The sequence below is a fragment of the Halobellus inordinatus genome, assembly GCF_024498335.1.
GTDB classification, from domain to species: Archaea; Halobacteriota; Halobacteria; order Halobacteriales; family Haloferacaceae; genus Haloquadratum; species Haloquadratum inordinatus.
This window is the reverse complement of the sequence record NZ_CP101825.1, coordinates 443623-469584: the sequence shown is the minus strand read 5'-3', so window position 1 is coordinate 469584 and position 25962 is coordinate 443623. Positions and strand designations below refer to the sequence as shown.

Here is a 25962-nt window from a genome sequence, read left to right as displayed (position 1 = left end):
CGTTCCTCGTATAACCGCACCATAGGGAACCGGCTCCGACGCGTAAACGCGAGACCCGCCTGTGGACGTTCAACCACGAACAACGGACTGCGTCCGGAACGGCTGTACCTTTAATTCGCCCGGGTGTGTCGTACCGCTATGAATTGGCGGGAGGCGGAAGCGTCGTTCGACGACGACGTCCTCGGCGAGACGACGCTGGCACGGATGTTCGACGAGAGCGCGGCCCGGAACGCGGACGCCGTCGCCCAACGGTACAAAGGCGGCGTCTACGACCGCTCGCTCGTCGCAAGCGGCGTCGTATCCGCTGCGCCAGAGGGTGACTACGCCGGAGTGACGTACGCGGAGATGCGCGAGATCGTCCGCGCACTCGCCGCCGGCTTTCGCTCGCTCGGCGTCGACGCCGGGGACCGCGTCGGTATCTTCTCGGGCACGCGGATGGAGTGGGCACAGACTGACTTCGCACTGCTCTCGGCGGGCGCCGTCGTCACGACCGTCTACACTTCCTCCTCGCAGTCGCAGGTAGAGTATCTCCTCTCCGATCCCGGCGCGAGCGGCGTCGTCGTCGAGAACGCCGAGTTGCTCTCGCGCGTGCTCGCCGTCGAAGACGACCTCGATCTGGGGTTCGTCGTCGTCGTCGACGAGATCCCGGACGGAAGCGGGATGGGCGGCGCCGTCCGCGACCGCGACGACATCTACACGCTCGCAGAGGTCTACGACCGCGGAACCGAGGCCTTCGACGAGACCGCCTACGAGTCGTGGCTGGACGAACGCGACCCCGAAGACCTCGCCTCGCTGATCTATACGTCGGGGACGACCGGCCAGCCGAAAGGCGTCGAACTCACACACCACAATTTCCGGTCGAACGTCAATCAGTGCTACCGGCGGTTCGGCCCGCGACCGGACAAGACAGGCGGCGTGATCTCTGCGGGATCGACGACGCTCTCGTTTCTCCCGCTCGCGCACGTCTTCGAGCGTCTCGCCGGGCACTTCCTGATGTTCGCCGCGGGCGCGACCGTCGCCTACGCCGAGAGCCCCGACACGCTCCGGGAGGACTTCCAACTGGTCCGGCCGACGGTCGGCACGAGTGTCCCGCGGGTCTACGAGAAGCTCTACGACGCGATCCGCTCGCAGGCGGCCGAGTCACCAGTCAAACGCCGGATCTTCGAGTGGGCGGTCGACGTAGGGCAGGCGTACCACGCGGCCGACGATCCGGGGGCGGTGCTGTCGGCCAAACACCGCCTCGCGGACCGCCTCGTCTTCGAGCAGGTTCGCGAGGCGCTCGGCGGGCGCGTCGACTTCTTCATCAGCGGCGGCGGGAGCCTCTCACCGGAGCTGTGTCGGCTGTATCACGCGATGGGCCTGCCGATCCTCGAAGGCTACGGCCTCACCGAGACCGCCCCCGTCGTCGCCGTCAACCCACCTGAAGAGCCGAAAGTGGGAACGATCGGCCCGCCGCTTCCGGACGTCGAGGTCGACCTCGATCAGAGCATCGTCGGCGACCAGTCCGGCGCCGCCGGCGGCGACGTGGGTGAACTGCTCGTCCGGGGGCCGAACGTTTCCGACGGCTACTGGAACCGCCCTGACGACACTGCGGCGGCGTTCTCCGACGACGGGTGGTTCCGCACTGGCGACATCGTCGAACTGCGGCCGGACGGGTACATCACCTTCCGCGAGCGAGCGAAGCAGATCCTCGTGCTCTCGACGGGCAAGAACGTCGCCCCGGGACCGATCGAAGACGCCTTCGCCGCGAGCCCCGTCGTCGAACAGTGTCTCGTCGTCGGCGACGGCCGGAAGTTCGTCTCCGCGCTCGTCGTTCCCAACTTCGAGGGCATCCGAGAGTGGGCCGACAGCGAGGGCGTCGACCTTCCTGGAGACCGAGCCGAGATCGCACGTGACGACCGCGTCCGCGAGCGGATCCAACGCGAGATCGACGCCGCCAACGAGAACTTCGAGTCCTACGAGCAGATCAAGCGTTTCCGCATCCTCTCCGAGGAGTTCTCCGAGGAGAACGACCTGTTGACGCCGACGATGAAGAAAAAGCGCCGGAACATCCTGGCTCAGTACGGCGATCAGGTCGAGATGCTCTACGACCCCGACGCGGACGCGACGATATCGCAGTAGAACCGGACATTCGTCCACCAATTATACGAGCAAATTTCGTATTCACCACCTATTGTCGGTCGAAAACCGGCCGGAATGTGTGGATTTATACCCTTCGGGGGATCAAAACGGAGGTATGGAGGTGTCCTAGTGGCGACCGCAGGCGGGGCGAATCTCATCCCCATCGTAGCCGCGATCATCGGGATCGGCGTCATTTCACAGATCCTCTCGGATCGCTTTCGCATCCCGAGCGTCGTCTTTCTGATCGCGTCCGGAATCCTCCTCGGCCCGGAGGTGCTCGGCGTCGTCGGACCGGACTCCTTCGGCAACGCGCTGAGTGCGATCGTCGGCCTCTCGGTCGCGATCATCGTCTTCGAGGGTGCGTTTCACCTCCGCATCCAGAAGCTCCGGGAGGCCCCGGCGGCGACACTCAAGCTGATCACGCTCGGGGCCGCCATCGCGCTCGTCGGGACTGCCGTCGCCGTCCACGTCCTGCTCGCCGCCTCGTGGTCCCTCTCGTTCCTGATCGGAGCCCTGCTCGTCGCGACCGGGCCGACGGTCATCACGCCGATTCTGGAAGTCGTCCCCGCACGCGACCGCGTCGAGGCCGCCTTAGAGACCGAGGGGATCGTCAACGACGTGACCGCGGCGATCCTCGCGGTCGTCATCTTCGAGGCGATCATCTCCGGCGTCACGGAACCGATGGCGCTGCTGACGCTCTTCGCCGAGCGCCTGGGCGTCGGCGTCGTCATCGGCGGAATCGTCGCGGCCGTGCTTCTCTATGCGCTCCGGTACGTCGACCTCTCGCCGGGGAACGCACCGCAGAACGCCCGCCTGCTCACTCTCGCCGGCGCGCTCGTCGCCTACGGAGCCGCAGACACAATCGCGACGGAGGCGGGGATCGCCGCCGTCGCCACCGCGGGCATTCTGATGGGCAACGCCGACATCCCGTACGAAGAGGAGATTTCGGCGTTCAAAGGCGACGTGACGCTGCTCGTCCTCTCGTTCGTCTTCATCGCGCTGGCGGCGCTGTTGCAGTTCGACATCCTGCGGACGATCGGCCCCCCCGGACTCCTCGTCGCCGCCGTCGTCGCACTCGTGTTGCGCCCGGCGCTCGTGTTCCTCTCGGCGCGCGGCGATCGCTTCAGCACCGGCGAGAAGTGGTTTATGAGCCTCGTCGGTCCTCGGGGGATCATTCCGGCCTCGGTCGCGACGCTTTTCGCGATCGAACTCCGGAACGCCGGCCTCGACGAGGCGGCGAACACGCTCGTCGGCACGGTCTTTCTCGTCATCCTCGTCACCGTCGTTCTCGAAGGCGGATTCGCCCGACAGATAGCCGAATACCTCGACATCATCCCAATGCGCGTACTCATCATCGGAGGCGGGAAGGTGGGCCGAACGCTCGCCGAACGCCTCGAAGGCCGCGGAGAGAACGTAGTGCTCATCGAACAGGACCAAGAGACGGTCGAAACCGCGCGGAACGCCGGCTTCACCGTCCACCACGGCGACGGCACCGACACGGACGTCCTCCGGTCGGCCGGCGCGGAGAACGCGCGGATCGTCGTCGGCGCGACCGGCAACGACGACGTGAACCTGCTCGTCTCACAGCTCGCCAGCTCGAAGTTCGGCCCCGAGACGATCCTCGCGCGGGTGAACAACCCCGACAACGCCGAAGCGTTCGAGGAACTCGGCGTCCGCACGATCTCGGCGACGCTGGCGACGGCGCAGGCGATGGACAACTACATCGAGCGGCCGTCGATGATGGACTGGATGGGCGAGATCGGTCGCTCCGGCGACGTCCAGGAGATCGAAGTCACGTCCGAGGAGATCGTCGGCCGCACGATCCGCGAGGTCGGCCCCGAACTCCCGGACGACTCGCTCATCGTCCTCGTCCAGCGCGAGGGCGAGACCCACGTCCCCGACGCGGACTTGACGCTCCAGCAAGGCGACCGGATCACGATCATCGGTGGGCGCGAGGAGGTCCGCGAGGCGATCCAGTACGTCCACCCCGACAAGTAGCGCGCGCCGCGCTCCTCGTTCGCGTCCGGACGACTACCGCAGGAACTCGATCGCTTCGCCCTGTCCGAACCCGACGCAGAGCGTCGCGAGCCCGCGGTCGACGTCTCGCTTTTGCATCTCGTGAATGAGTGTCACGGGTAGTCGCGCGCCGGATGCGCCGAGCGGGTGACCGATCGCGATCGCGCCGCCGTTGACGTTGTACCGCTCGCTCTCGACGCCGAGTTCTCGCCGGGCGTAGACGCACTGGCTGGCGAACGCCTCGTTGAGTTCGACGAGACCGTAGTCGTCGATGTCGGTGCCGGCGCGTTCGAGCAGCGCGCGCGTCGCCGGCACCGGGCCGATTCCCATCACTGTCGGATCGACGCCGGCAACGGCGTTGGTGCCGACCTCTGCGAGGACGTCGAGGCCGTGTTCCTCGGCGAATGATTCGGAGGTGACGAGCACGGCGGCCGCACCGTCTGTCACCTGCGAGGAGTTGCCGGCGGTGACGGTGCCGTCACCGGTGAACGCCGGCGAGAGCTCCGAGAGCACCTCAAGGGAGGTGTCGGGGCGGATACCCTCGTCTTCGGTGACGGTCCCGTCGTCGGTCTCGACGGGGACGATTTCGTCGTCGAAGCGCCCCGATTCGGTCGCGTCGGCGGCCCGCTGGTGTGAGCGGAGGGCGTACTCGTCTTGCGCCTCGCGGGAGACCTCGTACTCGTCTGCGACCTTCTCGGCGGTCATTCCCATCTGGAGCTGGAAGACGTTGTACTCCTCCGTGAGATCGGGGTGGAGATGCTGATAGGAGTCGCCGTCCATCGGCACGCGGCTCATATTCTCGACGCCGCCCGCGACGATGCACTCGCGGTTGCCCGCGGCGATGGCGTCGGAGGCGGAGACGATCGCCTGCATCGAGGAGGCGCACCAGCGGTTGATCGACGTCGCGGGCACGTTCTCTCCCAACTCCGAGAGGAGCGCAATGACGCGGGCGAGGTTGTTGTCCTGCTCGCCGCGCTGCTGGGCGACGCCCCACATCAGGTCGTCGACGTCGTCGCTTTCCACTCCGGTCTCCGCTAAGATGTGGTCGATCAGCGTGACCGAGAGGTCCTCACTGCGGACGTCCGCGAAGACGCCACCGGCCTTTCCGAACGGCGTGCGGTACGCAGCGGCGATGACTGGCGTTGGCATAGCATACGATGACACCCCCGTCGGGATAAAAGGGTACGAACGCGCAGGACTGCACACAGAGTTGTACGGGCGTGCAGTTCTTCGACGGGCGTACAATCTTCTCTGTACGCAGCGCCGCGATCACGCTGTCGCGCCCGTTGTCGATTCTTCTCCCACCGTCGTTTCGACGCGCTTATGCGCGTGAGTGGGTAACGTCTTCGGGATGAGTAACCGGGCTCTCGAAGTGGTCGAGTTCCTCCTCACGGCACATCTCTACACCGAAGACCGTGACCTCGACGAGAACGATCTCCCGCCGCGGTACCGCCGAGTTTTCTGGACGGATCCGTCCGACGAGGACGGCGATGACGACGACGAAGAATCGAACGTCGTCGGCATCGAGCGGCCGCTCGTCGTCACCAACAGCGTCGCGCGAAAGGCGACCGGGGTCGAACACCCCTGGGAAGCGGTCTCGGATCTGCTCTTCACCCAGCGCGAGGAGTTCTCCGGCCGCATCTCGCTGACGCAACCCGAGATGGCGATCGAGTGGTTCCTCGACCGGGCCGACCGCGAGCGACTGGCGACGAATCCGACGATCGCGGCCGCCGTCGAGGACCACGACGGCGTGGACGTGACCCACGCGGAAGCGCGCGAGCAGACCCGTCCGATCCAGGCCGACCGCGTCTGGATCGACAGCCTCCTCGACGAGTATTTCGACGAGGAGGAAGACGCCGAGATGCTCGATCTCGTGCACGTCCGCGCGCCCGAGGAGATCGAGATGACGCTCGACGACCTCGTGTTGACCACCGACCAGGAGGGCGAGATCCAGAAGCTGATGCAGGCGATCGAACACCGCGAGTACCTCGCCGAAATCGGTCTCCGCGAGATCGGGAAGATCCTCTTCGTCGGGCCGCCGGGAACGGGAAAAACGACCGTCTCACGCGCCCTCGCGCACGAACTCGGCCTGCCGTTCGTCGAGGTCAAACTCTCGATGATCACGAGTCAGTACCTCGGCGAGACGGCGAAGAACGTCGAGAAGACCTTCGAGGTCGCAAAGCGGCTCTCGCCGTGTATCCTCTTTATCGACGAGTTCGACTCCGTCGCGAAGACGCGCCGCTCCGACGAGCACGCGGCGCTGAAGCGCGCGGTCAACACCCTCCTGAAAAGCATCGACGACATCTCGCTGATCCGCGACGAGGTGATCCTCATCGGCGCGACCAACCACCCCGACCAGCTCGACGCGGCGGCGTGGCGGCGCTTCGACGAGATTGTCAACTTCCCGAAACCCGACAGCGGGATGCGGGCGGACATCCTCCGCATCATCACAAAGCGGATGGACATCGCCGAGTTTGACCCCGAGGCGGTGGCCGAGCGAACTGAAGGGCTCACCGGATCTGACCTCCGGATGGTGCTTCGGGAGGCCGTCCTGGAGGCGCTGACCGAGGAACGGACGACGCTCACCCAGGAAGATATCGTCGAAGCCGTCGAGGACTTCGAGGAGCGGGACAACCTGAAGAATATGGATATGATGTCGGACGGCGAACAGCTCGTCGCGGGCGACGGCGACGGGCACTCACACGACCACGCGCACGATCACTGATCGACGGCGTCGGTCGATTCGTTTTCACCAGTCACCTGTCGTCTGTTTCTAGAACGAGCAGCCCGAACGGTCCCGCGACGAACGCGCGGCCGGCCGCGACCACGGGCGAGGCGTACGCGGTCGCGTGGACTGAATCCTCACGCCACCGGAGACGCTCCGGACCGAGCAACCCACCGGCGTCCCGCCGGAACGCGCGGACGCCGCTCCCTGCGACGAGGACGTCCTCGTCGGTCACGACGGGCGCGGCCGTCCCTTCGCTCGGCACGTGTGCCTGCCAGTTCGTGTCACCTGTCTCTCCGTCGAGTTCGTGGAGGTCGCCGGCGACGACGTAGACGTCGCTCCCGTCGACCGCAACTGGGGCGCGGCTCTGGAGGTCGCGTCGCCAGCGCACCTCGCCCGCGCGGTCGACCGCGACCGTCTCCTGCCACCCGGTCTGGATCACGCCGGACCCGTCCGCGACGGCGGCGGCGTACGGCGTATCGACCGGCACGCGGAAGCGCTCCTCGCCGCCCTCGCGGTCGAGTTTCACGAGCGCGTTTCGATCCGGGACGTAGACGCTGTCGTCGGTCACGGCGGGCGGGATCTGCGTCGCGGTCGAGTCGCCGAGGTTGTACTCGTCGTAGACGAGTCGATCAAGCGAGCGCCGCCAGCGCTCGGTGCCGTCGGGGGCGAGCCTGACGCACGCGGTTGCGCTCCGGACGTAGACGTCCCCGTCGGCGGCGGTGACGCCGTACGTCCGCTCGTCGCCGACGCGGTGGGAGTCGAGGACGTCGCCCTCAGCCGTCGAGAGGACCGTGACCGACGCTCGTTCCGGTCCGGTTTCGCCTCCCCCGGCGTCGTCTGCCCGCCCCACTTCTCGTGTCGGGACGTACAGCCGTCCGCGCTCGGGGTCGAGAGCGGGCGCGCCGGACACCTCGCGGTCGAGGTCTCGCGTCCACTCGTCTCGCCCGTCGATTCCGATCGCGACGACGCGCCGCTCCGCGGCGAAGTACACGATCCCGTCGTGAACGACCGGCGGCGCGTACGGCCAGTCGGCCGGAACTAACGGCGCGTGCTCGTCAGGCGCCGGCGCGGCGCCCGCGACGCGGTTTGCGTTGCCGGGGCCGTTCCCGTACACGAGCCAGTCGCCGTCGTGAAACCCCGTCCGCTCGCCGCCGCCGGTCAGCGCGCTGCAACCGGCCAGAGACGTTACAGAGGCGGTTCCCGCGAGTGCGAGAAACCGTCGGCGGGAGGTCACAGAGTGCGAGCGGGCCGCTTCGCTGTGAGGCGCATCCGTGGGGACCATACTGCCCCGATTCAGTCACCGGCGAAAAGTGCTTTCCGCTCCCGCGACTCCGCCGTGGTGGGCCAACAATATATCACTCACCGGTCCCCTACCTCCGAGCGATGCGGGTCACTCTCCTCGGGACGGGCGATACGACCGGGACGCCGACAGTCGACTGCGAGTGCGACACCTGCGCGGAGGCGCGCCGCCGCGGCGTCGAGCGCACGCGCTTCTCTGTGCACGTCGAAAACGAGCGCACCGGCGCGTCGCTGCTCGTGGACTTCAGCCCCGACTTCCGCCATCAGTTCTTAACCCAGGGTGTCTCGCTGCCGGACGCGGGGATCGTCACCCACATCCACTTCGATCATCTCGACGGCCTCGGCAACGCCTACCGCCTGTTCGACGATCTCCCCGTCTACGCTGCCGACGAGACCGATCCCGCAACGGGCGAGAGCGTCGCAGAGACCGTGAGCAGCAAGTACGACTACCTGGACCGGGTGACCGTCCACTCGCAGACGCCGCTGGAACCGTTCGAGGTCTGCGGGCTGGAGGTGACGCTCGTCCCCGTCGAACACCCGCCGCTTTTGTGCTACGGGCTGGCGATCGAGGACCCCGAGACGGGAGCGAAACTGTCGCTGTCGGGCGATACGAACTACGCCGTCCCCGAGAAATCCCGCGAGGTGCTCGACGATCCCGATCTGTTCCTCGCCGACGCGATCGTCCCGGCGTCGCTGTGCAAGCATCACCCGCTCGGGGGCGACCACCACGACGCCGCCGGCGTCCCGCGGACCTTTGGCTCGAAGCACATGACCCGAGAGGGCGCGCTGGACCTCGCTGCCGACCTGTCGGCGACGGAGACCCGCCTCGTCCACACGGCGCACTTTTATCCCGTCGAGGAGGCGTTCGAGGAACCGCTCGCTGTTGACGGCGAGATATACGACCTCTGAATCTCACACCAAAAGGAGCGTGTGGTGGCTGCCGCGACGTGCCACGTCGCTACCCGAGCAGGTACTTCGCCGCCCGGGTGTTTCCGAGGTCGGCCTTCTCGATGACCGCGTCGAGGCCGAGGACCCGTCCAGCGCCGAGGACGCCCAGCGTGGCGAACAGCAGCAGGCCCATCAGGTCGCCGTTGACCAGGCCGTGGCTCCAGGCGGCGTTCCCGAGGTAGAAGAACACCATCAGGAAGGCCCCGAAGAAGCTCGCCAGTCTGACGAACGCGCCGACGACGAGGCCGAGTCCGATGAGCGTCTCACCCAGCGGGATCATCAGGTTCGTGAACTCCAGCAGCCACGGCGTCTGGCCGACCCAGACGAGAAAGCCCTGGATCGGGCTTCCGCCGGTCGCGTTGAGGAGCCACCCCTGCGCGTCGAATGGCTCGGCGGCGAGGTACTTGGTCACCCCCGCGTGGAGGAACCAGTACCCGGTCACCACGCGCAGCACGGCGACCCAGTAGCCTGCGAGCGTCCCCTGCAGGTCGAAGTCGACGACGTTTCCAACGGTCGTCTGAATGGATGTGGCCATCGTCCGTCACCTCACATCTGCACCTTTTGCCGGCAAGATTGTATAAATAGAAGCCGATTCCCAGTATCTAAAAAACAAATCACCCGAAACCGAGTCAGTTATTTGAACCGGTCGAGCCCGGATTGGCGGCGACGGACGCCGGGCGGGTTCCCCTCCCAGGGCGTGCGCGCGTCTCGGAGTGCGTCGGCGTCAACCTCGGGAGCGACGGCGGGGTCGTGGGCGCCGCAGTCGGCGCCACACGATCGACTCGGATCGACGACGCGACCGAACTGCGTACAATAGGGGCGGCCGTCGTCGGTCACTTCGGCGTGGGCACACGCCGGGGCGTCGTAGGTGCGCCACCCCTTCCCGTAGACCCGCTCGGCCACGCGCCGCCGGCTACGGGCCTTCGCGTCGCCGTCGACGACCTCGATCTCGGTTTCGAGCGGGCGTTCCTCGACGAGTTCGACGCCGGGCGCGTCCGTCGATAGCGACGTGGGCTCGCGGATCACGTCTCGGCTCTGCGTCTCCGGATCGAAGCGCCAGACGCCCACTTCGGTCGGGATCCGGTTCAGGTGCGCCCGCGTGACGTGGCTCTCGGTCGCCAGGATCACCGAATCGAACAGCCCGAGCGAGACGTCGGTGCGGAGCTGTCGGTCGAGCGCTCCCGGGTCGCCGAGGTCGGGTTTGTTCTCGATGCCGACGAGGCGGTCGAACCAGTCGTCGGGATACCGGGTCGTCTGCCGGACGTACTCGCGGGTCTTGCGCCGCTCCGTCTCGAAGAACCCGACCTCTACGGCAGCGTCGACAGCGGCGTCGTGGAGACGATCAGACTCGCGGACGGCGCGGTGTCGGGCGACCCCCTCGCCGACGCCGACGTCGCTCTCGACGGCGCGGACCGGGACCGTCTCCGCCGTGATTCGCGCCCGGTCGTCGAACGCCGGTCCGGGAACGACGCCGACGACGTCCATAATTCGCCGGCCCGAACGCTCGACGGCCGCGCCGAGTTGCCGGCCCAGCACCCACTCGGTCGCCGCTTCGAGATGTGCACAGAGTGCGAGTTCGAAAGCGAACTCCTGGGGCGCGTCGGCGTCGTACACGCCCGTACGTTGGACTCGGCGGACAAAAGCACCTCGTCGGGTGCCGAGTCACGTCTCGGTCCGACCGCCGCTGCGACCGATTGTACAGCCGGCAGTCTCATACTGTCGGACAGAACTGTGTGAAGAGTATCGGCATCCCGCGGGCGCCAACATAGTTCACGAACTTCTGTCCGACAGTCTCAGAAGTGCCCCGGATCTTCGGTGCCGTACTGCAGTTCGCCGCCGCGGCCGCCCTCGACCGTGCTGCTGCCGTGATCGCCGGCGCTCGGAACCTTCACTCGCACGTCCTGGACTTCCTCGAAGTCCATTATCAGGTCTGCTTTGATGTTGTCGGCGGTGATGTTCGAGATGCCGCAGCCGGCGCACGCGCCGCCCAACTCGACGACGACCTCGCCGGTGTCGGGATCGGCTTTCCGAACCACGCTCTCGCCGCCGTGCATCTGGATGATCGGCATCTGTCCGGCCATCCAGGTCTCGATGCGCCGCCGGAGAGAGTCCTCTGTGTCGCTCATTACCACCCGTTGGCGCTCGATGCTTTGGTAGCTTGCGGTTGCGCTCGCGCTCTTCTGGCGTCGAGAAAAGTGTGTCACGGTCTTCCACGACCGATCGGGAGGCAAAACGGAAAACGGAGCGCTACAGCCGAGCGCGATCGCCCGTTCCGTCGGTCATCGCGCTCGCCACTGCGCCCATCACGACGACCTCGTCGCCGAGCGTCGTCAGTTCGATCTCCGGGACGTTCGACATCACCATCTCGTCCATCCGCTCGCGGATCGGATCCAGCGTCAGTTCCGGGTTGTTGAGCGCGACGGCGCCGCCGACGTAAATGATGAGCGGGGCGTACGCGTGGACGATGTTCGCGACGCCCATCGCGTTCCAGTGGGCCAGTTGGTCGACGACGTACGTGGCGAACTCGTCGTTGCCGGCGTGTTCGAAGACGTCGACCGCCGAGAAGTCGGGATCTTCGACCGGCAGTGTCGTCTCGACGTCGTCTTCCCTGTAGAGAAACTCGGCGTAGCGCGGAATGTTGTTCCCCGAGCAGTACGCCTCCCAGTGGCCGTCGTGCCCGCAGCCACAGGTGAGGTGTCCCTGCGGGTCGAGCGTCATGTGGCCGACCTCGCCCGCGTTCCCGTCCCATCCCGAGAGGACGTTGCCGTCGACGCAGACGCCCGCGCCGATCCCCGAGGAGATGGTGAGATACACCATATCGTCGGGATTTCGCTCGGAGTGGAAGCGCTCGCCGATGACGCCGGCGTTCGTGTCGTTGTGGAGGTACACTCGCTCGGTGTCCAAAAGCACGGAGAGCGGCCCAGTGAGGGGGATTCGATCGATGGTGTCCGGCAGGTTCGCCGGGTTCTCGACGGCACCCTCGGCGAGGTCGAGCGGGCCGATCGCGCCGATGCCCGCCGCCGCCGCCTCCTCGGGATCGATTCCGGCGTCGTCGCACGCCTCTCGAACGACCCGAAGTACGGCTTCGGTGACGATGATCCCAGTCGGCGCGTGCGGCGTGTTGTCGTCGCTGTTTCCGATGACCGTGCCGTCGTCGTCGGCGACGACCGCACGGACGTTGGTCGCCCCGAGGTCGACGCCCACGTAGTAGGCCATTGTGGTGATACGGGTGAGCCCCGCACTTAACTCAGCGGGTTCACCGCCCCGGTGACGACCGTTCACCAGTCGCTCTCGGCGTCAGTGAGGCCCCGAAATCGAGGAGAATACGTCTGTCGGTCAGTAGTCGGGGGCGTCGTCTTCGACGGCGCGCTTCATCGAGTCGCGGCGCGACTTCGCGTCCCGACCGGTGGCTTCCAGCAGGAAGTCGTTCTTCGCGTCGACGGCGTCGCCGGCGGCTTCCAGATCGTCGGGCGATAGTTCGGCGGGGTCACGCTCTTCGAATTCGACGCCGAGGCGATCCTTCTTCCCGCTGTAGGATACAGCACCGGCGACAATGCGTTTGAAGACCGGATTATCGGGCTCCTCGACGACGTAGAGGTCGCTGCCCTTGTACTCCATCGTGTCCGTGATCGGACCGAAGTACTCCTCGACAGTCGTCTCCATATCCGGGATGCGTTCCTCCAGCGTCTCCCCGCGACGCATCTTGTACTCCTTCATAGACCGTGCTTCGGCAGGTGGTGGTTTACCTGTTTCGTCCCCGCGCCGTGACGGTCGGTCGAAACGACCTTACCGCTCGCGCTCGGCGATGTAGCCCTTCTTGCACTCGGGGCAGATGTCCCCCGCGCGCATCGAGGACGCGCCCGCGGTTCGAGAGTGTCCGCAGTTCGGGCAGTAGAATTCGACCTGTTCGTCCGGGACGTCGGATTCGAGCGTCGTCGACTCCCGCGCGCGAGTGAAGCCGTCCTCGCCGGGATCGGCGCTCGCGGGCTCTGTGCGCTGTTGCTGGCTCGCGACGGCCCCGTGTCCCTCTTCGGCGGCGATCCCGTCGATCGTCTCTGCACCGTCGCTTTCTGCGGCCGCCGCGTGTCCGTTCACCTCTGGCGTCAGTCCATTTCCGCCGAGGTCGACGTCGGCGTCGTTCCCGGTGGTCGCCGCGTAGCCCTCGTCGTCGCCCTCGTGTTCGGGCCAGGCGTCGGCGCCGTCGTCGCGTTCGGGCCACTCGCCGTGGCCGCGTTCGTCGCTGTCCGCTGGCTCGCTCTGCTCTGCGTCGCCGTCGATGATCTCCGCATCGTTCGTCACCTCCTCTTCCTCGACGGGGTCGTCCTCGACCGGTTCGCCCTGCTCGGCGGCCGCAGACTGCTGTGCGGCCCGACTCGGATCCGTCTCCGTCTCCTCGGGCCACTGCGTGTCGTCGCGCTCGGTCTCCGCGTCGTCGAGAATGACCGCGTCGTCGGCGTCGGGGTCGGCCTCGACGTCGTCCCACTCGTCGCTGCCGGTCTCCCAGCCGTCGGAGGTGCCGTCTGTCTCGGCTGCGTTCCCGCCTTCGGCGACGGCGTCAGCCTCGCTCTCGACGCCGCTTCCGTGAGCGTCCGCCTCGGCCTCGTCGATCTGATTCATCGGACTGCCGGCGTCCTGGTCGGCGGACGCGGCGGCCGTCTCTCCGGGCTGGTCCGCGTCGGCCCCGTCGACGGGAGACGTCGCGGCCGCCGTCGACGGCGCCGTCTCGCCCGTCGCTGGCGCGTCCGTCCCGGATGCGTCCGCTGCCGACGCGCCCGTACTGCCGGTCGACGCCTGCTCGCTCTCTGTGGGCTCCGGCTCGTCGAGGCCGACGTCCTCGGGCGAGCGGATCGCCGTCACCTCCTTGTTCTGACTGACGACCTGTTCGTCTCCACACCGCTCACAGACCTGCACCTCGCGGATCGTGACGACGACCTCGTCCCCCTGTTCCTCCCGATCGCGTTCGACCTCGGGTTCCCCGTACGCGTGCCCGAGAAGACGGCACTTGAGTCCCATTACCCGCCTTTCCGGCATTGAGCGTCAAAAGTGTACCTCCTGCGTCAGACGGACGGCAGACGGAACGCGGGCGACCGGTGTCCGAGACCACGTCTGGACGGTCGCGACGGCGGTAAGCGTATACCCGACCGGGGCGAATCACCACCTATGAGAGCGCGGCGCGAGTTCCGAGACAGACGTGACACCGAAGTAGCGGTTCTCGACGCCCTCGTCGATCGCGCGGAGGAGGGAATGACCGTCTTCGAGGTGCGCGCCGCTGTCGACGCCGACATCGACGAAATCGAAGCGGCGCTCGCGGCACTGAAAGAAGACGACCTCATCTCCGTCCAGAACGGCGACGACGACCGCGTCGTCATCCTCGTGGACGACCGAGCCGTCCCCGATCCCGAGGAGGAGCGTCCCGACGAACGCGGCTTCGTCGACGCGCTCCGGGATCGACTGGGGCTGTGAACGACGGCCGACCGACGGCGCCCGCCGTCGGCGCCGCCACAGGACGCTGCGGTTTTCACCCCTGAACGCGGACAGACGTACGATGACGGTCGTCACGGAACTGCACGAGGCGCACGGTGCGACGTTCGAAGAGCGCGGCGGCCGCCGGATCGTCCGCGAGTACGGCCGTCCGGAGCGGACCCACCGGGCAGTCCGCAACGGCGCGGGCGTGATCGAGATGGGCTACGGCGTCGTCGTGGTCGAGGGCGACGATCGCATCGCGTTCGTCGACGACACCGTCTCGAACCGCGTCCCGCGCGCGGACGGCGAGGGCGTCTACGCGCTGCTTTTGGACCCCCAGGGCCGGATCAAGACTGATCTGTACGTCTACAACGCCGGTGAGCGACTCCTCTGTTTCACACCGCCAGCGCGCGCGGGACCGCTCGCCGAGGAGTGGTCCGAGAAGGTGTTCATCCAGGATGTCGAGATCACCGAGGCGTCCTCTGAGTTCGCCGTCTTCGGCGTTCACGGCCCACAATCGACCGAGAAGGTCGCGAGCGTGCTCAACGGTGCGGGCGCGCCCGAACCCGAACTGTCGTTCGTCCGCGGGTCGATGGGCGATGAGGGCGTGACCGTGATCGCCGGCGACGGCCTCGCCGGCGAGGAGGGCTACGAGGTCGTCTGCACCGCCGACGCGGCCGAACGGGTCTTCGAGACGCTCCTGATGTTCGGGCTGAACGCCGTCCCGTTCGGCTACGCGACCTGGGAGACGCTCACGGCGGAGGCGGGGACACCGCTTTTCGACACCGAACTACAGGGTCGGATCCCGAACGTCCTCGGCCTCCGCAACGCGCTCGACTTCGAGAAGGGCTGTTACGTCGGCCAGGAGGTCGTCTCGAAGGTCGAGAACCGCGGGCAGCCGAGCCAGCGACTCGTCGGCCTCCGGATCGAGACGGGCGGCGAGGCCGACCCGGACGCGGAGGCGGCGGCGCTCCCGCCGGCCGAGACTCCAGTCTTCGACGGCGACGAGCGCGTGGGGGCCGTGACGCGCGCCGTCACGAGCCCGTCGCTGGAGACGCCCATCGCACTGGCGCTCGTGGATTTCGATCTCGACGCGACGTCGCTGTCGATCCGTGACGACGCCGACGTCGCGGCCGAGCGCATCGCGCTCCCGTTCGTCGAGGGTAGCGCCGCGTCGGCACGGCTCCCGACCTACGCTGCGGACTGATTTTCTCGTCTCCGCCGGCTATCGTCCGAGTAACTTCCCGAGGTGCTCCCGCGAGAAGAACGACGTCGGGCGGTCCATATGGACGCCGATCTCACCGGAGAGCGCACGGAGGCCGAGCCGCTGCACCGGCTCCGGGAGCGAGTACGCGCGGCGGAGCCAGTGGCCGAACGCGATCTCCCGGGAGAGTTCCGAGCGCCACGCGGACTCGTAGTCCCGGAGCGTCGCCGGATCGTCGGGCTCTACGGCGTCGGCGGCGCAGTCTGCCGCGGTCATCCCGTAGAGGATGCCGCCGCCGGTGAACGGTTTGGTCTGTGCGGCGGCGTCCCCGATCAAAAAGACGCGACGGCTGTGTACTCGCTCGGGCGGACCGATCGGAATCGCGCCCGAGCAGAAGTGTTCGGTCTCGACGTCGTAGGCGTCGGTCAGGCGGTCGAAGAGGTCGTTCACCGATTCGCCCGGCGGCGCAGCGAGGCCGTACTCGACGCCCGCGTCGCCGCGCGGGATGCGCCAGGCGAAGAACCGGGGTGCGGTGAGGTGGACGTCGACGAAGTCGCCGTCGTCGGAGTCGGGATCGAACGCGAGCACGCCGTGCAGCAGTTCCCCCGGTTCGGGTAGGCCGACCTGCCGCCGGACGCGCGAAGTCGGGCCGTCGCAGCCGGCGACCATTTTCGCCTCCACAGTCTCGGTGCCGTCGGCGTTCGAGACGGTGAGTTCGACGGCGTCGTGGCGCTCGTCGACGTCGACGACGGTGTGGTGTTCGCGAACGTCCGCGCCCGCGTCGCGAGCGCAGTCTGCGAGCGTCCGGTCGAGTTCGACGCGATCGATGACGTTCGAGATCTCCTCGCGCTTGTAGAACGGATACGACGAGGAGTCGGGACCGCCGACGTGGAAGCGCGCGCCGTAGACGCGATTCTGGAGGAGTTTCTGCTTCGCGTCGTCGGGGACGTACGCCCAGATGTCGGTGCTGACGTGGCCCGAACAGGCCAGCGGCGTCCCGACGGTCCCCTGCTCGAAGGCGACGACGTCGTAGCCTGCTGCCGCCGCGCGCCGGGCGAAGCGCGCGCCGGCCGGGCCGACGCCGACGACCGCGAAATCGTACATCACGCTCCCGTAGCGGACGCGGCGGCAAATACCTTCCCGGTGGACGCGACCGTCCCTGGCGACGCGCGCTTCCGCTCTACTCGTGACGCCCGCTTACGCCCCGCTCGTGACGACTGCGAGCCCACGCGTCGTCGTCTCCCGGAACGCCTCCGGCCACGCCACGTCGACGCGCGTGAAGGAGTCGCCGCCGTCCTGAGTTCGGTACAGGCCGCGGTCGGTGAGCGCGAACAGTTCACCGTCCGCGACGCCGGGCGCGAGCGTCGCCCGGAGAACGCCGGTCCCGGTCGGCACGTCGACGTCGTCGAGGCGGTCCCATCTCGTCGACCCGCGCTCTGCTTCCGCGTCCTCCCGTCGGTACAGATACGAGGCCGCCGACTCCGGGGTGTGTGCCCGGCGCGCCCCCGCGGCCGCCGAGAGGAGGACGCGCCCCGGTTCACCGGGGTCGATAGCGACGCTCCAGCAGTAGCGGTGTTTCAGTCCGTCCTGTGGGAACTGCCACGTCCCGCCGCCGTCGTCGCTCTCGGCGTAGCCGTCGCCCGCGGCGACCCGCACGCGGTCGGGTTCGTCGGGGTGGATCGCCATCGTGTGCGTGTCGCGGCGGGTCGACGGCGCGCGTTCCTCCCAGGTCTCGCCGCCGTCGTGGGTCTGGATCAGCGCGCCGGCCTCGACGGCGACGTAGAGGTGCTCGGGGTCCGCGGGGTCGACTTCGATCCAGCGGACGTGGTGCGTGTCGGGACGCGGCGGGAACGACCACTGCGGCGCCGACGGCAGATCGGTCAGCCCCGACAGTTCCGTCCACGTGTCGCCGCCGTCGCTCGTGCGGTACACGCCGCTGGGCTCGGTGCCGGCGTAGACCACGTCGGGATCGTGCGGCGAGACGGTCACGCTCGTCACCGATTTCGGGAGTACGTCGCTGCCGACTCGTTCCCACGTCTGCCCGGCGTCGACCGAGCGGAACAGCCCGGCGTCGAACGTCCCACAGAAGACGCGCTCTGGGGCGTCGCTCGCGGCGTCCAGGCACTCGACCCGATGGCCGTCGAGCGTGTGCTCGGCGGACGGACCGCGGAACGGCTCAGTGTCGGGACCGCCTTCGGTACTGGTCTCCACGTCCCGAATGACGAGGACGCCCTCGCGGGAGGCGGCGTAGCAGGTGACCATACCCGATGTATGCGACCCAGTCACTTGGCCTCGCCGACGAAGGGAACCGCGGCCGGCGCGGGAGAAACGGCTTCGGTGAGCCTCTCATAGGGATTATCGTAACTGTTCGGAGATTCTCGCCGTACCGTCCGGCGAGACATCTATGCAGACTTACGATACTCCCTATCAGTCGTCGTCGGCAGGTTTGGCGGGCTTGCGGCGGTCCGCGCGCGGGCCGTCGACGTCGACGTCGGGCAGGAGATCGCGGAGGTAGCGACCGGTGTGGGACGCCTCCGTGCGCGCGACGTCTTCCGGCGTGCCCGTCGCGACGACCTGGCCGCCGTTCTCGCCGCCCTCGGGACCGAGGTCGACGATGTTGTCGGCGTTCTTCACCAGGTCGAGTTCGTGCTCGACGACGACGACGGTGTTGCCGTTGTCGGTGAGTCGCTGGAGGACCTCGATCAGCTTCCGTTCGTCCTCCTTGTGGAGGCCGGTCGTCGGCTCGTCGAGCAGGTACAGCGTCTCGCCGGTCTGCTTCTTCCCGAGTTCCTCGGCGAGCTTGACGCGCTGGGCTTCCCCGCCCGAGAGCGTCGTCGAGGGCTGCCCGAGCGTCATATAGCCGAGACCGACGTCTTCGAGCAACTGGAGGCGACGCCGGAGCTGTGAGTTGGCCTCGAAGAACTCCAGCGCCTCCGAGACCTCCATATCGAGAACGTCTGCGATCGTCTTTCCTTTATACGTGACGTCGAGCGTCTCGTCGTTGTAGCGCGCGCCGTCACACTCCTCGCAGGGCACGTAGACGTCCGAGAGGAAGTTCATCTCGATCTTCACTGTCCCCTGCCCGCCGCAGGCCTCACACCGCCCGCCCTTGACGTTGAACGAGAAGCGGCCTTTCTCGTAGCCGCGCTGCTTCGAGAGCTTCGTCTCGGCGAACAGTTCTCGAACGTAGTCGAAGACGCCGGTGTACGTCGCGGGATTCGATCTCGGCGTGCGGCCGATCGGCGACTGGTCGATGAGCCGCACCGTCTCGATCTCGTCGAGCCCCTCGATTGCGTCGTGGTCGCCCGGATCGACGGACGTGTTGTCGTTCATTTCGCGCGCCAGGCCCTTATAGAGGATCTCGTGCATCAGCGTCGACTTCCCCGACCCGGAGACGCCAGTAATCGCAGTGAACTGGCCGATCGGGAGCGACACGTCGAGGTCCTTCAGGTTGTGCTGGCGCGCGCCGCGGATCAGCAACTCCGCCTCGGAGTCGCGGCGCTCCTCGGGCACCGGGATCTCTTTCCGACCGGCGAGGTAGTCGCCGGTGACCGAGTCCTCGGCCGCGACGATGTCGTCGAAGTCGCCCTGGACGACGACCTCGCCGCCGCGCTTGCCTGGGCCGGGACCCATATCGATGACGTTGTCGGCGCGACGCATCGTCTCCTCGTCGTGCTCGACGACGAGGAGAGTGTTCCCGAGGTCGCGCAGCCCTTCGAGCGTGTCCAGCAGGCGGTCGTTGTCGCGCTGGTGGAGTCCGATCGAGGGCTCGTCGAGGACGTAGAGGACGCCGACGAGGCCGGAACCGACCTGCGTCGCGAGCCGGATGCGCTGGCTCTCTCCACCAGAGAGGGTCGACGCCTCGCGGTCCAGCGTGAGGTATTCGAGGCCGACTTCCTCCATAAACCCGAGGCGGTCGCGGATCTCTTTGAGGATCTCCTCGGCGATCGTTCGCTCGCGCGCCGTGAGTTCCGCTTCGAGCCCCTCGAAGTGGTCGAGCGCGTCGCCGATGCTCATCCGGTTGACTTCGGTGATCGAGGTACCGGCGACGTAGACGTGCCGGGACTGCTCTTTCAGCCGCGTCCCCTCGCAGGCGGGGCAGGTGGTGACGGCCATATAGTCCTCGATGTGCTCGCGCGTCGACTCGGAGTCGGTCTCGACGTGGCGGCGTTCGAGGTTCGGAATGACGCCCTCGAAGCGCTTCGTCTTCCGGCGCGTGCCGTTTCTCGTCTGTCGCTGGAAGACGACCTCCTCGTCGGTGCCGTAGAGGAACTGCCGCTGAATCTCCGGATCGAGTTCCTCGAAGGGCGTGTCGACGCTCACGCCGAAGTGCTCGGCGACCGAATCCAGCCGCGTCCGGTAGTACGAGCGGTTGTACGACCACGCCTCGAAGACGTGCTTGATCGGTTTCGAGCGGTCGCGGACGACGAGATCCTCGTCGACCTCCTTGGTCTGACCGAGGCCCTCACACTCGGGACAGGCCCCGTGCGGGCTGTTGAACGAGAACGAGCGCGTCTCGATCTCGGAGAACTGGAAGTCCGAGTTGGGGTTGCCCAGTTCCTCGGAGAACTCGACGACGAGGCGGTCGTCACCCTCACCGGCGAGCGCCCCCGTCGACCGCGTGTTCGATGCGAATGGGACGTCCTCGGGTGGGTCGGGGACGATCACCTTCAGCACGCCGTCGGCCTCTTCGAGCGCGGTCTCGACGGAGTCGGCGATCCGGGAGCGATCCTCGGGGCGGATCTTCACCCGGTCGACGATCACGTCGATCGTGTGATCGTAGTTCTTGTCTAACTCCGGCTGATCGAGCGTCAGGTCGTAGGACTCGCCGTCGACCTCGACGCGGGCGTACCCCTCGCTGACGAGGTCCTCGAAGAGGTCCTCGAACGCGCCCTTCTGGTCGCGGGCGACGGGCGCGGCGATCTTCGCCCGCGTGCCCGCCGGCAGTTCGAGTAGTTGGTTCACCATCTCCTGGGCGGACTGCTCGCCGACCTCCTCGCCCGTCACGGGGTCGTACTGCGTCCCGACACGGGCGTAGAGCAGTCGGAGGTAGTCGTGGAGTTCGGTCACCGTGCCCACCGTCGAGCGGGGGTTGTTGGCGGCGTTCTTCTGATCGATGGAGATCGCGGGCGAGAGCCCCTCGACGGCTTCGACCTGCGGTTTGTCCATCTGCCCGAGGAAGTTGCGAGCGTACGCCGACAGCGACTCGATGTACCGGCGCTGCCCTTCGGCGTAGACCGTCTCGAAGGCGAGCGACGATTTCCCCGACCCCGAGAGCCCGGTGACGACGGTGAACGTCTCGCGCGGAATCCGGACGTCGAGGTCCTTGAGGTTGTGTTCTTCGGCACCTCGAACCTCGATGAAGTCCTTGCTCATCTACGACCCGATATGGAGAGCGGAGAGGAAAGTTCGTCGGTTCCGGCGGTCACGCCGGCGTCGAAATGGCTCTCATAGGGATTATCGTAACTATTCGGAGATTCTCGCCGTACCGTCCGGCGAGACATCTATGAGGACTTACGATAATCCCTATCAGAACAGTGTCCGCCGAAGCGGATGTAACAGCGACCGACGGCCAGTCAAAAGGCAGCAGTCAGCGTACAGCAGCGGTGATACGACCCGACGGTTGCCCCGTAGTTGTCGTCAGTTCAGCTTTTCGCGCGCGACGGCGACGCCCGTGGGTGCGATGATGATCTGGTCGTCGCCCTTCTGTGCGATGTCGCCGTCGACCTCGTCTGCGACCTGTCGGAGGTCGTCGATGATGTGCTCCATCGTGCTGTCGGTGGTCGTGTGTCGCGTGATGTCTGCGATGACGAGATCACCGTCGTAGACAGCGTCTTTGATGGCGACGACGTCCTGCTGGCTGCTGATCGTCGCGATCCGGACGTTCATCTCCGCGGCCCCACGCGAAGATTCTACGCCCTCGATGTCGAGGTCGAGGTACTCGTCGGTCGTGTGCTGTCCGCCCCCGCTGATGATCTTGCTCATAATGCCCATACCACCTACAAACGAAAGAACGACGTTAGTTCTTACGTCAGACGAACGTCAGACGAGTGACGATTGCGGGAGGTGACGCGGTGTCGCGCCCCGGATGAGAAATTACACGGGGACGATCGTGAGGACGACAGTCGAGCGGTCATAGGGGTTATCGCACCTGTTCGGAGAGTCTCGCCGTCCCGTCCGGCGAGACATCTATGACGACTTACGATAATCCCTATATGGAGACGTACGATACTCCTTATCAGACGACGAACTCGAAGAGGTCGTCGCCGACGTGGTGGATCGACTCGACGACCTTCCCCGAGTCGCCGGTCATCTCCTCGCCGTCGACGAGCGCGCGACCGATCGCGAGGACCTTTCCGTGAGTCTCCTCGGCGATGGTGACGAGATCGCCCTCCGTCACGTCGTCGTCGGCTTCGACGATGCCGGGGCGCATCACGTCCGCGCCGTCGCTGACGAACGAGATGGCGCCCGCATCGACGGTAACGACGCCCTTCGTCGGCCCGTGTCGGTTCGCTCCCTGCACGGTCAGAAATGCCTCGTCCTCGAACTGGACGATGTCGGTTTTGCCGTCGACGAGGACGATGTCGAACGGTTCGTCCGCGAGCTCGACCATCTCGTAGGTGTCGCCGTCGAGAGCAACGCCCGTCTTCGCCTCGATGCCAGCTTCCAGCTCCTCGATCTCGTCCGCGCGGAGGTGGTGGCGGGATTTGATCTGCATATCCGAGGACACGGCGCGCCAGCCGATAAATCACGCGACACGGGCCCCGCCGGGCCGGCGAGACCCTGCGCACTGGTGCAACACCGTAGCGGCGTCGGTGCGGTGTCGTGGCGGCGTCGATGCCCCGTCTCCCGCCCGCGGAAAAACGCTAAGTGCGGGTGGTGCGTGGTGAGTTTTATGTGGCGCTCCCGGACCAACCGGGATGGATCGACGGTCGTCTGTATCGCATGCGGGACCTCACTCCCGCGCTCGGAGGCGCGCGAGTACGACAAGCACGGAAACCGCTGGGAGAGACACGGAAAGACGTTCGAACACCTCTGTAAGGAGTGCTATCGAGACCTCTGTCACCAACCGCGGGACGAACTCGAAGCGTTGTTGCTCGAACTCGAACGGACGGACGCGGAGCGGGACGGCGAGACCGACGGCGAAGCAGGACAGCCCAACGCGACGTTCCTCTCGCGGTACTTCCGGGCCGTCGAAGAGCGGTACGGCCCCGCTGAAGAGCCTGGACACGAGTCCTGATGCTGTCGGACAGATTATGTGAAAATCATCGGCACCCCGTGGGTGCCAACATAATTCACGAACTGCTGTCCGACAGTATGAGAACAGCCCTTTTCACGCCCGACTGACGACGACCGCATCTCTGATTTCTAGCGCCGTCTCGAACTCCTCGCGCCGGTCGGTCTTCGTTCCGAGACGGCGGAGTTGCTGGCAGTGCGCTCTGCTGACCGCGTCGATCTCTGACTCCGAGAGGCCGATGTCTGCCCCGAGGTCGGTCCAGTAGCCGCTCGGGACGAGGTAGACGTCGCGTTCCTCGTCGGTGACGGGACATTCGTAGGCGCGTCGATAGTCGTCGCGCTTCGATTCGAGGTGGGCCTGCACCTCCCGGAGGAGCGAGCCGAGCCGCTCCGGGGCGATGCTCGCGGTCGCGCCGGTGTACTGGAGCACGTCGCCGTCGAGCGGGACCGGCACACGGTCGGCGTCGTCGGGCCGGTTGTCTGCAGCCATCTCACCCACCGGCCCGCATCGCTTTCTGTGCGAACCGTTCGATGAGCGAATCGAGCACGTCCGGGTCGCCCTCGAAGACCACCGTCACCTCTGTGAGTTCGAGCGTCGGGCCGACGGCGACTTTCTCTGCGGAGAGTGAGACCGTCCACTCCTCGCCCTCGACGTGCTCGTCGTCGACGACCGTCCCGCCGAGCTTTTCGAGGTAGTGACGGGCCAGTCGGACCGAGATACCCCGAAACGACTTCTCGCGGGTCACTCGATCTGTGCTCACGACGACCCCCCGAACGCGCCGCCGGCGACCGGCGGGAAGATGCTCAGCGTGTCGTCCGGTTCGATCGGCGTGTCGGTCCCCGCTTCGTGTTCGACGTCGCGACCGTTCAGGAGGACGTTCACCTGCGGTCGGACCCGTCCGTCTTCGATGATCTGGCCGGCCAACCCCTCGAATTCGGATTCGAGCGCGACGAGGACGTCTCCGACCGTCTCAGCGTCGTATTCGCGGGTGATCGTCTTCGTCCCGACCGCTTCGCGGAAGTTGGCGAAGAACCGCAGTTGAAACGTCATACCCGTGTCTGGGGCGCAGCAGGCAAAAAAGGTGCGCGCCTGTGCGACCGATTGCCGCACCCGGTGACGGACACGACCGTGCCTCGACTTATCGGTCGCCGAATCGGATCCCGTCTTCGACGAGCCGATAGTTGCGCTCGCGGTCAATTTGGGCCGCGAGCCACTCGTGTTCGTAGAGCTGTGCGATCAGTTCCGCATAGAGGTTCCGCCACGCGATCGCGTAGATCGGGGACTGCCCCCACGCGCGGAGTTCGGGGATGAACTCGTCGTAGGTCTCCATTCGGTCTTCGAGGTGCTCGATCGCGTCGACGGCGTAACTCGCGGCTTCCGACTCCGAGTCGGCGGACTCGATGGCCTCGTCGAGACTTCGCTGTAGTCCGCCCACCGCCTCTTTCATATCGGCGGCGGCGTTCGCGCCATCCTCCGGGAGCGATTCGAGGATCTGCTGTGGGACGCCGAGCGAGAGTTCGCGGTCGGTCTCCGACGCGTCGTCTGTCATATCCGCATCGAGGGCTGCCGGGGTGAAAAAGTCGCCGTCGCGGGATCGGTTGTTCGGGGTCGATCTTTCGGGGGCGTTATGCAGGGTCTCTCGACCCCCTATGCGGGTCTTACCGCGGATACTGGATCCTAACGAAGTATGCAGCCCTCATTGTGAGGATACGGCCGCTCGACAATGCTCTCTCGACCTTTCGAATTCGCGACACACGACCGTTTCCGGCGGTTCATCGCGTGGTATACGGCCATCCTCGGTGGCTTCTCTACGCTGCTTGTAGGTACGGTCGTCCTCATCGCATACGTGTTTGAGGGCAACCTCACCATCTACATCGACAAATTTGGCGAAGCGGGACTCGAAGTCGCGCTCTTTGCGGTCGTCTGTGGAACCGTCCCGTTCGGTCTCTACGTGCTCGACGACATTCTCCGCCCCGACGACGAGTGAGCGACGCGACGCTTCGCTATCCGCACGACTCGCCGGTCGTCTCTTACTCTGCAGCGTCGTCCGCATCTGTCTCAGCGTCGCCTGGGTCCGTCCCAGCACCGTCGCCGGCCACGCTCGCCTCGACGAGCGCCTCGAAGTCGGTGTCGGGGTCGTGCCGTGCGTCGCGGTGCTCCAGCGCGGCCTCGCCCATCCCGGTGATCTCGTAGAGCCCGCTGTTCTCGGCCGGTCCGACGCGCCGCACGCAACCGTAGTCCGCGAGCGTGCCCAGACGTGTGTTCATATACCCGCGGTCACGATCCAGCGCGACCGCGACGTTGACGGCGTTGTTCCGGCCCTTCTCGGCCAGATACCCCAGAATCTCGAAATCCGTCGGTTCCACCAGTTCCAGTCCCATCTGTGTACCCCCCGCCGGCACCGTCCACCGGCATCGATACAGTCCGTATCTACTGCCAGTATATAGTATTTCTCCCTTCGTGAGTCGGTGCTCGGGTGGCCGTCAGACGAACGCCGTGCGACGATTCGAGACGCGGGAACGCTACTATAAAAGACAGTGGAGATGCGCTCGGCTCTCGGCCGGCAGGCGCTACGCGCCGGCTGTGTCGTCGGCGCCACCAACATCGCCCGATCCCTCGGTCCGGGCTTTCAGTTCCTCGGCGACGAGTTCGTCGAAGTCGACGCCCTCCGTGCGATACTGGTCACGCTGTTCGACGACGACACGTCCCTTCTCGGTGATCTCGTAGAGTCCGCTGTTCGGTGCCGGCCCGACGCGCTCGACGAGGTCGTAGTCCGCGAGCACGGGGAGTCGCGTGTTGATGTACGATCGATTCTTGTCCAGAATGTGCGAGAGGTTCACAGCCGTGTTCCGACGCCCGTCGGAGAGCGCCTCCAGGATGTCGAAGTCGGTGGGGACTGCGAGTTTCATACCCCGGACTTCACGCCCAAGAACAAATAATCAACTA

General features: G+C 66.5%; 27 protein-coding genes. 8 read left to right on the top strand and 19 right to left on the bottom strand.

What is annotated here, in order from left to right:
* Positions 1 to 138: 138 nt before the first annotated feature.
* Together NO362_RS02380 and NO362_RS02375 are read left to right on the top strand one after the other, a co-directional pair.
* A complete protein-coding gene (locus NO362_RS02380; RefSeq protein WP_256545987.1) occupies positions 139 to 2121 on the top strand; it encodes an AMP-dependent synthetase/ligase in 1983 nt (660 codons plus the stop codon).
* Positions 2122 to 2250: 129 nt separating this feature from the next.
* Entirely contained in the window at positions 2251 to 4119 is a 1869-nt protein-coding gene (locus NO362_RS02375) for a cation:proton antiporter domain-containing protein (protein WP_256288722.1), read from the top strand.
* A gap of 33 nt (positions 4120 to 4152) precedes the next feature.
* Here the strand turns inward: NO362_RS02375 and NO362_RS02370 are convergent, their stop codons facing one another.
* Complete coding sequence (locus NO362_RS02370; protein WP_256545986.1) at positions 4153 to 5286, bottom strand: thiolase family protein; 1134 nt, start codon at positions 5284 to 5286, stop codon at positions 4153 to 4155.
* 202 nt (positions 5287 to 5488) lie between these two features.
* On the opposite strand from NO362_RS02370, the gene NO362_RS02365 reads away from it, so the two are divergent.
* The gene (locus tag NO362_RS02365) at positions 5489 to 6862 is read left to right on the top strand and encodes an ATP-binding protein (protein WP_256288724.1); all 1374 of its coding nucleotides are present in this window, start codon (positions 5489 to 5491) and stop codon (positions 6860 to 6862) included.
* 31 nt (positions 6863 to 6893) lie between these two features.
* On the opposite strand, the gene NO362_RS02360 is transcribed toward NO362_RS02365, so the two are convergent.
* The gene (locus tag NO362_RS02360) at positions 6894 to 8147 is read right to left on the bottom strand and encodes an outer membrane protein assembly factor BamB family protein (RefSeq protein ID WP_256545985.1); all 1254 of its coding nucleotides are present in this window, start codon (positions 8145 to 8147) and stop codon (positions 6894 to 6896) included.
* A 101-nt stretch (positions 8148 to 8248) separates the two neighbouring features.
* Between NO362_RS02360 and NO362_RS02355 the strand changes: the two genes are divergently transcribed.
* Positions 8249 to 9073: an MBL fold metallo-hydrolase gene (locus NO362_RS02355; RefSeq protein ID WP_256545984.1), complete on the top strand. Its 825-nt coding sequence runs from the start codon at positions 8249 to 8251 to the stop codon at positions 9071 to 9073.
* 49 nt (positions 9074 to 9122) lie between these two features.
* Here the strand turns inward: NO362_RS02355 and NO362_RS02350 are convergent, their stop codons facing one another.
* The 6 genes from NO362_RS02350 to NO362_RS02325 all read right to left on the bottom strand — a co-directional run bounded on the left by NO362_RS02350 (position 9123) and on the right by NO362_RS02325 (position 14125).
* Positions 9123 to 9647: a TQO small subunit DoxD gene (locus tag NO362_RS02350; RefSeq protein WP_256545983.1), complete on the bottom strand. Its 525-nt coding sequence runs from the start codon at positions 9645 to 9647 to the stop codon at positions 9123 to 9125.
* A gap of 98 nt (positions 9648 to 9745) precedes the next feature.
* Complete coding sequence (locus NO362_RS02345) at positions 9746 to 10726, bottom strand: DUF5787 family protein (protein ID WP_256545982.1); 981 nt, start codon at positions 10724 to 10726, stop codon at positions 9746 to 9748.
* Positions 10727 to 10905: 179 nt separating this feature from the next.
* On the bottom strand, positions 10906 to 11238 hold the full coding sequence (locus NO362_RS02340) for a NifU family protein (protein ID WP_121568581.1): 333 nt from the start codon (positions 11236 to 11238) through the stop codon (positions 10906 to 10908).
* A gap of 121 nt (positions 11239 to 11359) precedes the next feature.
* Positions 11360 to 12328, bottom strand: coding sequence for an ROK family protein (locus tag NO362_RS02335; RefSeq protein ID WP_256545981.1), 969 nt, complete (start codon positions 12326 to 12328; stop codon positions 11360 to 11362).
* Positions 12329 to 12448: 120 nt separating this feature from the next.
* Positions 12449 to 12829 carry a DUF5611 family protein gene (locus NO362_RS02330; protein WP_121568579.1) on the bottom strand — a complete coding sequence of 127 codons (381 nt, stop codon included), beginning with the start codon at positions 12827 to 12829 and terminating at the stop codon, positions 12449 to 12451.
* A gap of 69 nt (positions 12830 to 12898) precedes the next feature.
* Positions 12899 to 14125, bottom strand: coding sequence for a DUF7093 family protein (locus tag NO362_RS02325; protein WP_256545980.1), 1227 nt, complete (start codon positions 14123 to 14125; stop codon positions 12899 to 12901).
* A gap of 147 nt (positions 14126 to 14272) precedes the next feature.
* Here NO362_RS02325 and NO362_RS02320 point away from each other — a divergent pair, with 147 nt between their 5' ends.
* A complete protein-coding gene (locus NO362_RS02320) occupies positions 14273 to 14575 on the top strand; it encodes a DUF6432 family protein (RefSeq protein WP_256288731.1) in 303 nt (100 codons plus the stop codon).
* A gap of 82 nt (positions 14576 to 14657) precedes the next feature.
* Positions 14658 to 15782 carry a CAF17-like 4Fe-4S cluster assembly/insertion protein YgfZ gene (gene ygfZ, locus NO362_RS02315; RefSeq protein WP_256545979.1) on the top strand — a complete coding sequence of 375 codons (1125 nt, stop codon included), beginning with the start codon at positions 14658 to 14660 and terminating at the stop codon, positions 15780 to 15782.
* Between the two features lie 18 nt (positions 15783 to 15800).
* On the opposite strand, the gene NO362_RS02310 is transcribed toward ygfZ, so the two are convergent.
* The 5 genes from NO362_RS02310 to NO362_RS02290 form a co-directional block, all read right to left on the bottom strand.
* On the bottom strand, positions 15801 to 16883 hold the full coding sequence (locus NO362_RS02310) for a geranylgeranyl reductase family protein (RefSeq protein WP_256545978.1): 1083 nt from the start codon (positions 16881 to 16883) through the stop codon (positions 15801 to 15803).
* Positions 16884 to 16976: 93 nt separating this feature from the next.
* The gene (locus NO362_RS02305) at positions 16977 to 18041 is read right to left on the bottom strand and encodes a WD40/YVTN/BNR-like repeat-containing protein (RefSeq protein ID WP_256545977.1); all 1065 of its coding nucleotides are present in this window, start codon (positions 18039 to 18041) and stop codon (positions 16977 to 16979) included.
* Between the two features lie 165 nt (positions 18042 to 18206).
* A complete protein-coding gene (uvrA, locus tag NO362_RS02300; RefSeq protein WP_256545976.1) occupies positions 18207 to 21155 on the bottom strand; it encodes an excinuclease ABC subunit UvrA in 2949 nt (982 codons plus the stop codon).
* A gap of 264 nt (positions 21156 to 21419) precedes the next feature.
* Positions 21420 to 21773: a cell division protein SepF gene (locus NO362_RS02295; RefSeq protein ID WP_121568572.1), complete on the bottom strand. Its 354-nt coding sequence runs from the start codon at positions 21771 to 21773 to the stop codon at positions 21420 to 21422.
* A gap of 244 nt (positions 21774 to 22017) precedes the next feature.
* Positions 22018 to 22497, bottom strand: coding sequence for an RNA-binding protein (locus tag NO362_RS02290; protein WP_256545975.1), 480 nt, complete (start codon positions 22495 to 22497; stop codon positions 22018 to 22020).
* A 177-nt stretch (positions 22498 to 22674) separates the two neighbouring features.
* Here NO362_RS02290 and NO362_RS02285 point away from each other — a divergent pair, with 177 nt between their 5' ends.
* Positions 22675 to 23019, top strand: coding sequence for a DUF7562 family protein (locus NO362_RS02285; protein ID WP_256545974.1), 345 nt, complete (start codon positions 22675 to 22677; stop codon positions 23017 to 23019).
* 93 nt (positions 23020 to 23112) lie between these two features.
* Here NO362_RS02285 and NO362_RS02280 read toward each other — a convergent pair whose 3' ends face one another.
* The 4 genes from NO362_RS02280 to NO362_RS02265 form a co-directional block, all read right to left on the bottom strand.
* Positions 23113 to 23505, bottom strand: a complete 393-nt coding sequence (locus tag NO362_RS02280; protein WP_256545973.1) for a DUF8048 family protein — start codon at positions 23503 to 23505, stop codon at positions 23113 to 23115.
* Position 23506: 1 nt separating this feature from the next.
* On the bottom strand, positions 23507 to 23776 hold the full coding sequence (locus NO362_RS02275; RefSeq protein ID WP_256545972.1) for a MoaD-like domain-containing protein: 270 nt from the start codon (positions 23774 to 23776) through the stop codon (positions 23507 to 23509).
* Positions 23773 to 24066, bottom strand: coding sequence for a ubiquitin-like small modifier protein 1 (locus NO362_RS02270; RefSeq protein WP_256545971.1), 294 nt, complete (start codon positions 24064 to 24066; stop codon positions 23773 to 23775). Before NO362_RS02270 ends, NO362_RS02275 begins: the two co-directional genes overlap by 4 nt.
* An 88-nt stretch (positions 24067 to 24154) precedes the next feature.
* Positions 24155 to 24565 carry a DUF7971 family protein gene (locus NO362_RS02265; protein ID WP_256545970.1) on the bottom strand — a complete coding sequence of 137 codons (411 nt, stop codon included), beginning with the start codon at positions 24563 to 24565 and terminating at the stop codon, positions 24155 to 24157.
* 174 nt (positions 24566 to 24739) lie between these two features.
* Between NO362_RS02265 and NO362_RS02260 the strand changes: the two genes are divergently transcribed.
* Positions 24740 to 25003 (top strand): hypothetical protein, encoded by a 264-nt coding sequence (locus NO362_RS02260; RefSeq protein WP_256545969.1) that lies wholly within the window; start codon positions 24740 to 24742, stop codon positions 25001 to 25003.
* Positions 25004 to 25046: 43 nt separating this feature from the next.
* Here NO362_RS02260 and NO362_RS02255 read toward each other — a convergent pair whose 3' ends face one another.
* Both NO362_RS02255 and NO362_RS02250 read right to left on the bottom strand, forming a co-directional pair.
* Positions 25047 to 25397, bottom strand: coding sequence for an ArsR family transcriptional regulator (locus NO362_RS02255; RefSeq protein WP_369335095.1), 351 nt, complete (start codon positions 25395 to 25397; stop codon positions 25047 to 25049).
* A 189-nt stretch (positions 25398 to 25586) separates the two neighbouring features.
* Positions 25587 to 25925: a helix-turn-helix domain-containing protein gene (locus tag NO362_RS02250; protein WP_256545968.1), complete on the bottom strand. Its 339-nt coding sequence runs from the start codon at positions 25923 to 25925 to the stop codon at positions 25587 to 25589.
* Between the last annotated feature and the right edge of the window lie 37 nt (positions 25926 to 25962).

Bases quoted from the DNA above. Each gene is read 5' to 3' on its own strand.
- NO362_RS02380 (WP_256545987.1), top strand. From the start codon at position 139: ATGAATTGGCGGGAGGCGGAAGCGTCGTTCGACGACGACGTCCTCGGC.
- NO362_RS02370 (WP_256545986.1), bottom strand. From the start codon at position 5,286: ATGCCAACGCCAGTCATCGCCGCTGCGTACCGCACGCCGTTCGGAAAG.
- NO362_RS02365 (WP_256288724.1), top strand. From the start codon at position 5,489: ATGAGTAACCGGGCTCTCGAAGTGGTCGAGTTCCTCCTCACGGCACAT.
- NO362_RS02360 (WP_256545985.1), bottom strand. From the start codon at position 8,147: ATGGTCCCCACGGATGCGCCTCACAGCGAAGCGGCCCGCTCGCACTCT.
- NO362_RS02355 (WP_256545984.1), top strand. From the start codon at position 8,249: ATGCGGGTCACTCTCCTCGGGACGGGCGATACGACCGGGACGCCGACA.
- NO362_RS02350 (WP_256545983.1), bottom strand. From the start codon at position 9,647: ATGGCCACATCCATTCAGACGACCGTTGGAAACGTCGTCGACTTCGAC.
- NO362_RS02340 (WP_121568581.1), bottom strand. From the start codon at position 11,238: ATGAGCGACACAGAGGACTCTCTCCGGCGGCGCATCGAGACCTGGATG.
- NO362_RS02335 (WP_256545981.1), bottom strand. From the start codon at position 12,328: ATGGCCTACTACGTGGGCGTCGACCTCGGGGCGACCAACGTCCGTGCG.
- NO362_RS02330 (WP_121568579.1), bottom strand. From the start codon at position 12,829: ATGAAGGAGTACAAGATGCGTCGCGGGGAGACGCTGGAGGAACGCATC.
- NO362_RS02325 (WP_256545980.1), bottom strand. From the start codon at position 14,125: ATGGGACTCAAGTGCCGTCTTCTCGGGCACGCGTACGGGGAACCCGAG.
- NO362_RS02320 (WP_256288731.1), top strand. From the start codon at position 14,273: ATGAGAGCGCGGCGCGAGTTCCGAGACAGACGTGACACCGAAGTAGCG.
- ygfZ (WP_256545979.1), top strand. From the start codon at position 14,658: ATGACGGTCGTCACGGAACTGCACGAGGCGCACGGTGCGACGTTCGAA.
- NO362_RS02310 (WP_256545978.1), bottom strand. From the start codon at position 16,883: ATGTACGATTTCGCGGTCGTCGGCGTCGGCCCGGCCGGCGCGCGCTTC.
- NO362_RS02305 (WP_256545977.1), bottom strand. From the start codon at position 18,041: ATGGTCACCTGCTACGCCGCCTCCCGCGAGGGCGTCCTCGTCATTCGG.
- uvrA (WP_256545976.1), bottom strand. From the start codon at position 21,155: ATGAGCAAGGACTTCATCGAGGTTCGAGGTGCCGAAGAACACAACCTC.
- NO362_RS02295 (WP_121568572.1), bottom strand. From the start codon at position 21,773: ATGGGCATTATGAGCAAGATCATCAGCGGGGGCGGACAGCACACGACC.
- NO362_RS02290 (WP_256545975.1), bottom strand. From the start codon at position 22,497: ATGCAGATCAAATCCCGCCACCACCTCCGCGCGGACGAGATCGAGGAG.
- NO362_RS02285 (WP_256545974.1), top strand. From the start codon at position 22,675: ATGTGGCGCTCCCGGACCAACCGGGATGGATCGACGGTCGTCTGTATC.
- NO362_RS02280 (WP_256545973.1), bottom strand. From the start codon at position 23,505: ATGGCTGCAGACAACCGGCCCGACGACGCCGACCGTGTGCCGGTCCCG.
- NO362_RS02270 (WP_256545971.1), bottom strand. From the start codon at position 24,066: ATGACGTTTCAACTGCGGTTCTTCGCCAACTTCCGCGAAGCGGTCGGG.
- NO362_RS02265 (WP_256545970.1), bottom strand. From the start codon at position 24,565: ATGACAGACGACGCGTCGGAGACCGACCGCGAACTCTCGCTCGGCGTC.
- NO362_RS02260 (WP_256545969.1), top strand. From the start codon at position 24,740: ATGCTCTCTCGACCTTTCGAATTCGCGACACACGACCGTTTCCGGCGG.
- NO362_RS02255 (WP_369335095.1), bottom strand. From the start codon at position 25,397: ATGGGACTGGAACTGGTGGAACCGACGGATTTCGAGATTCTGGGGTAT.
- NO362_RS02250 (WP_256545968.1), bottom strand. From the start codon at position 25,925: ATGAAACTCGCAGTCCCCACCGACTTCGACATCCTGGAGGCGCTCTCC.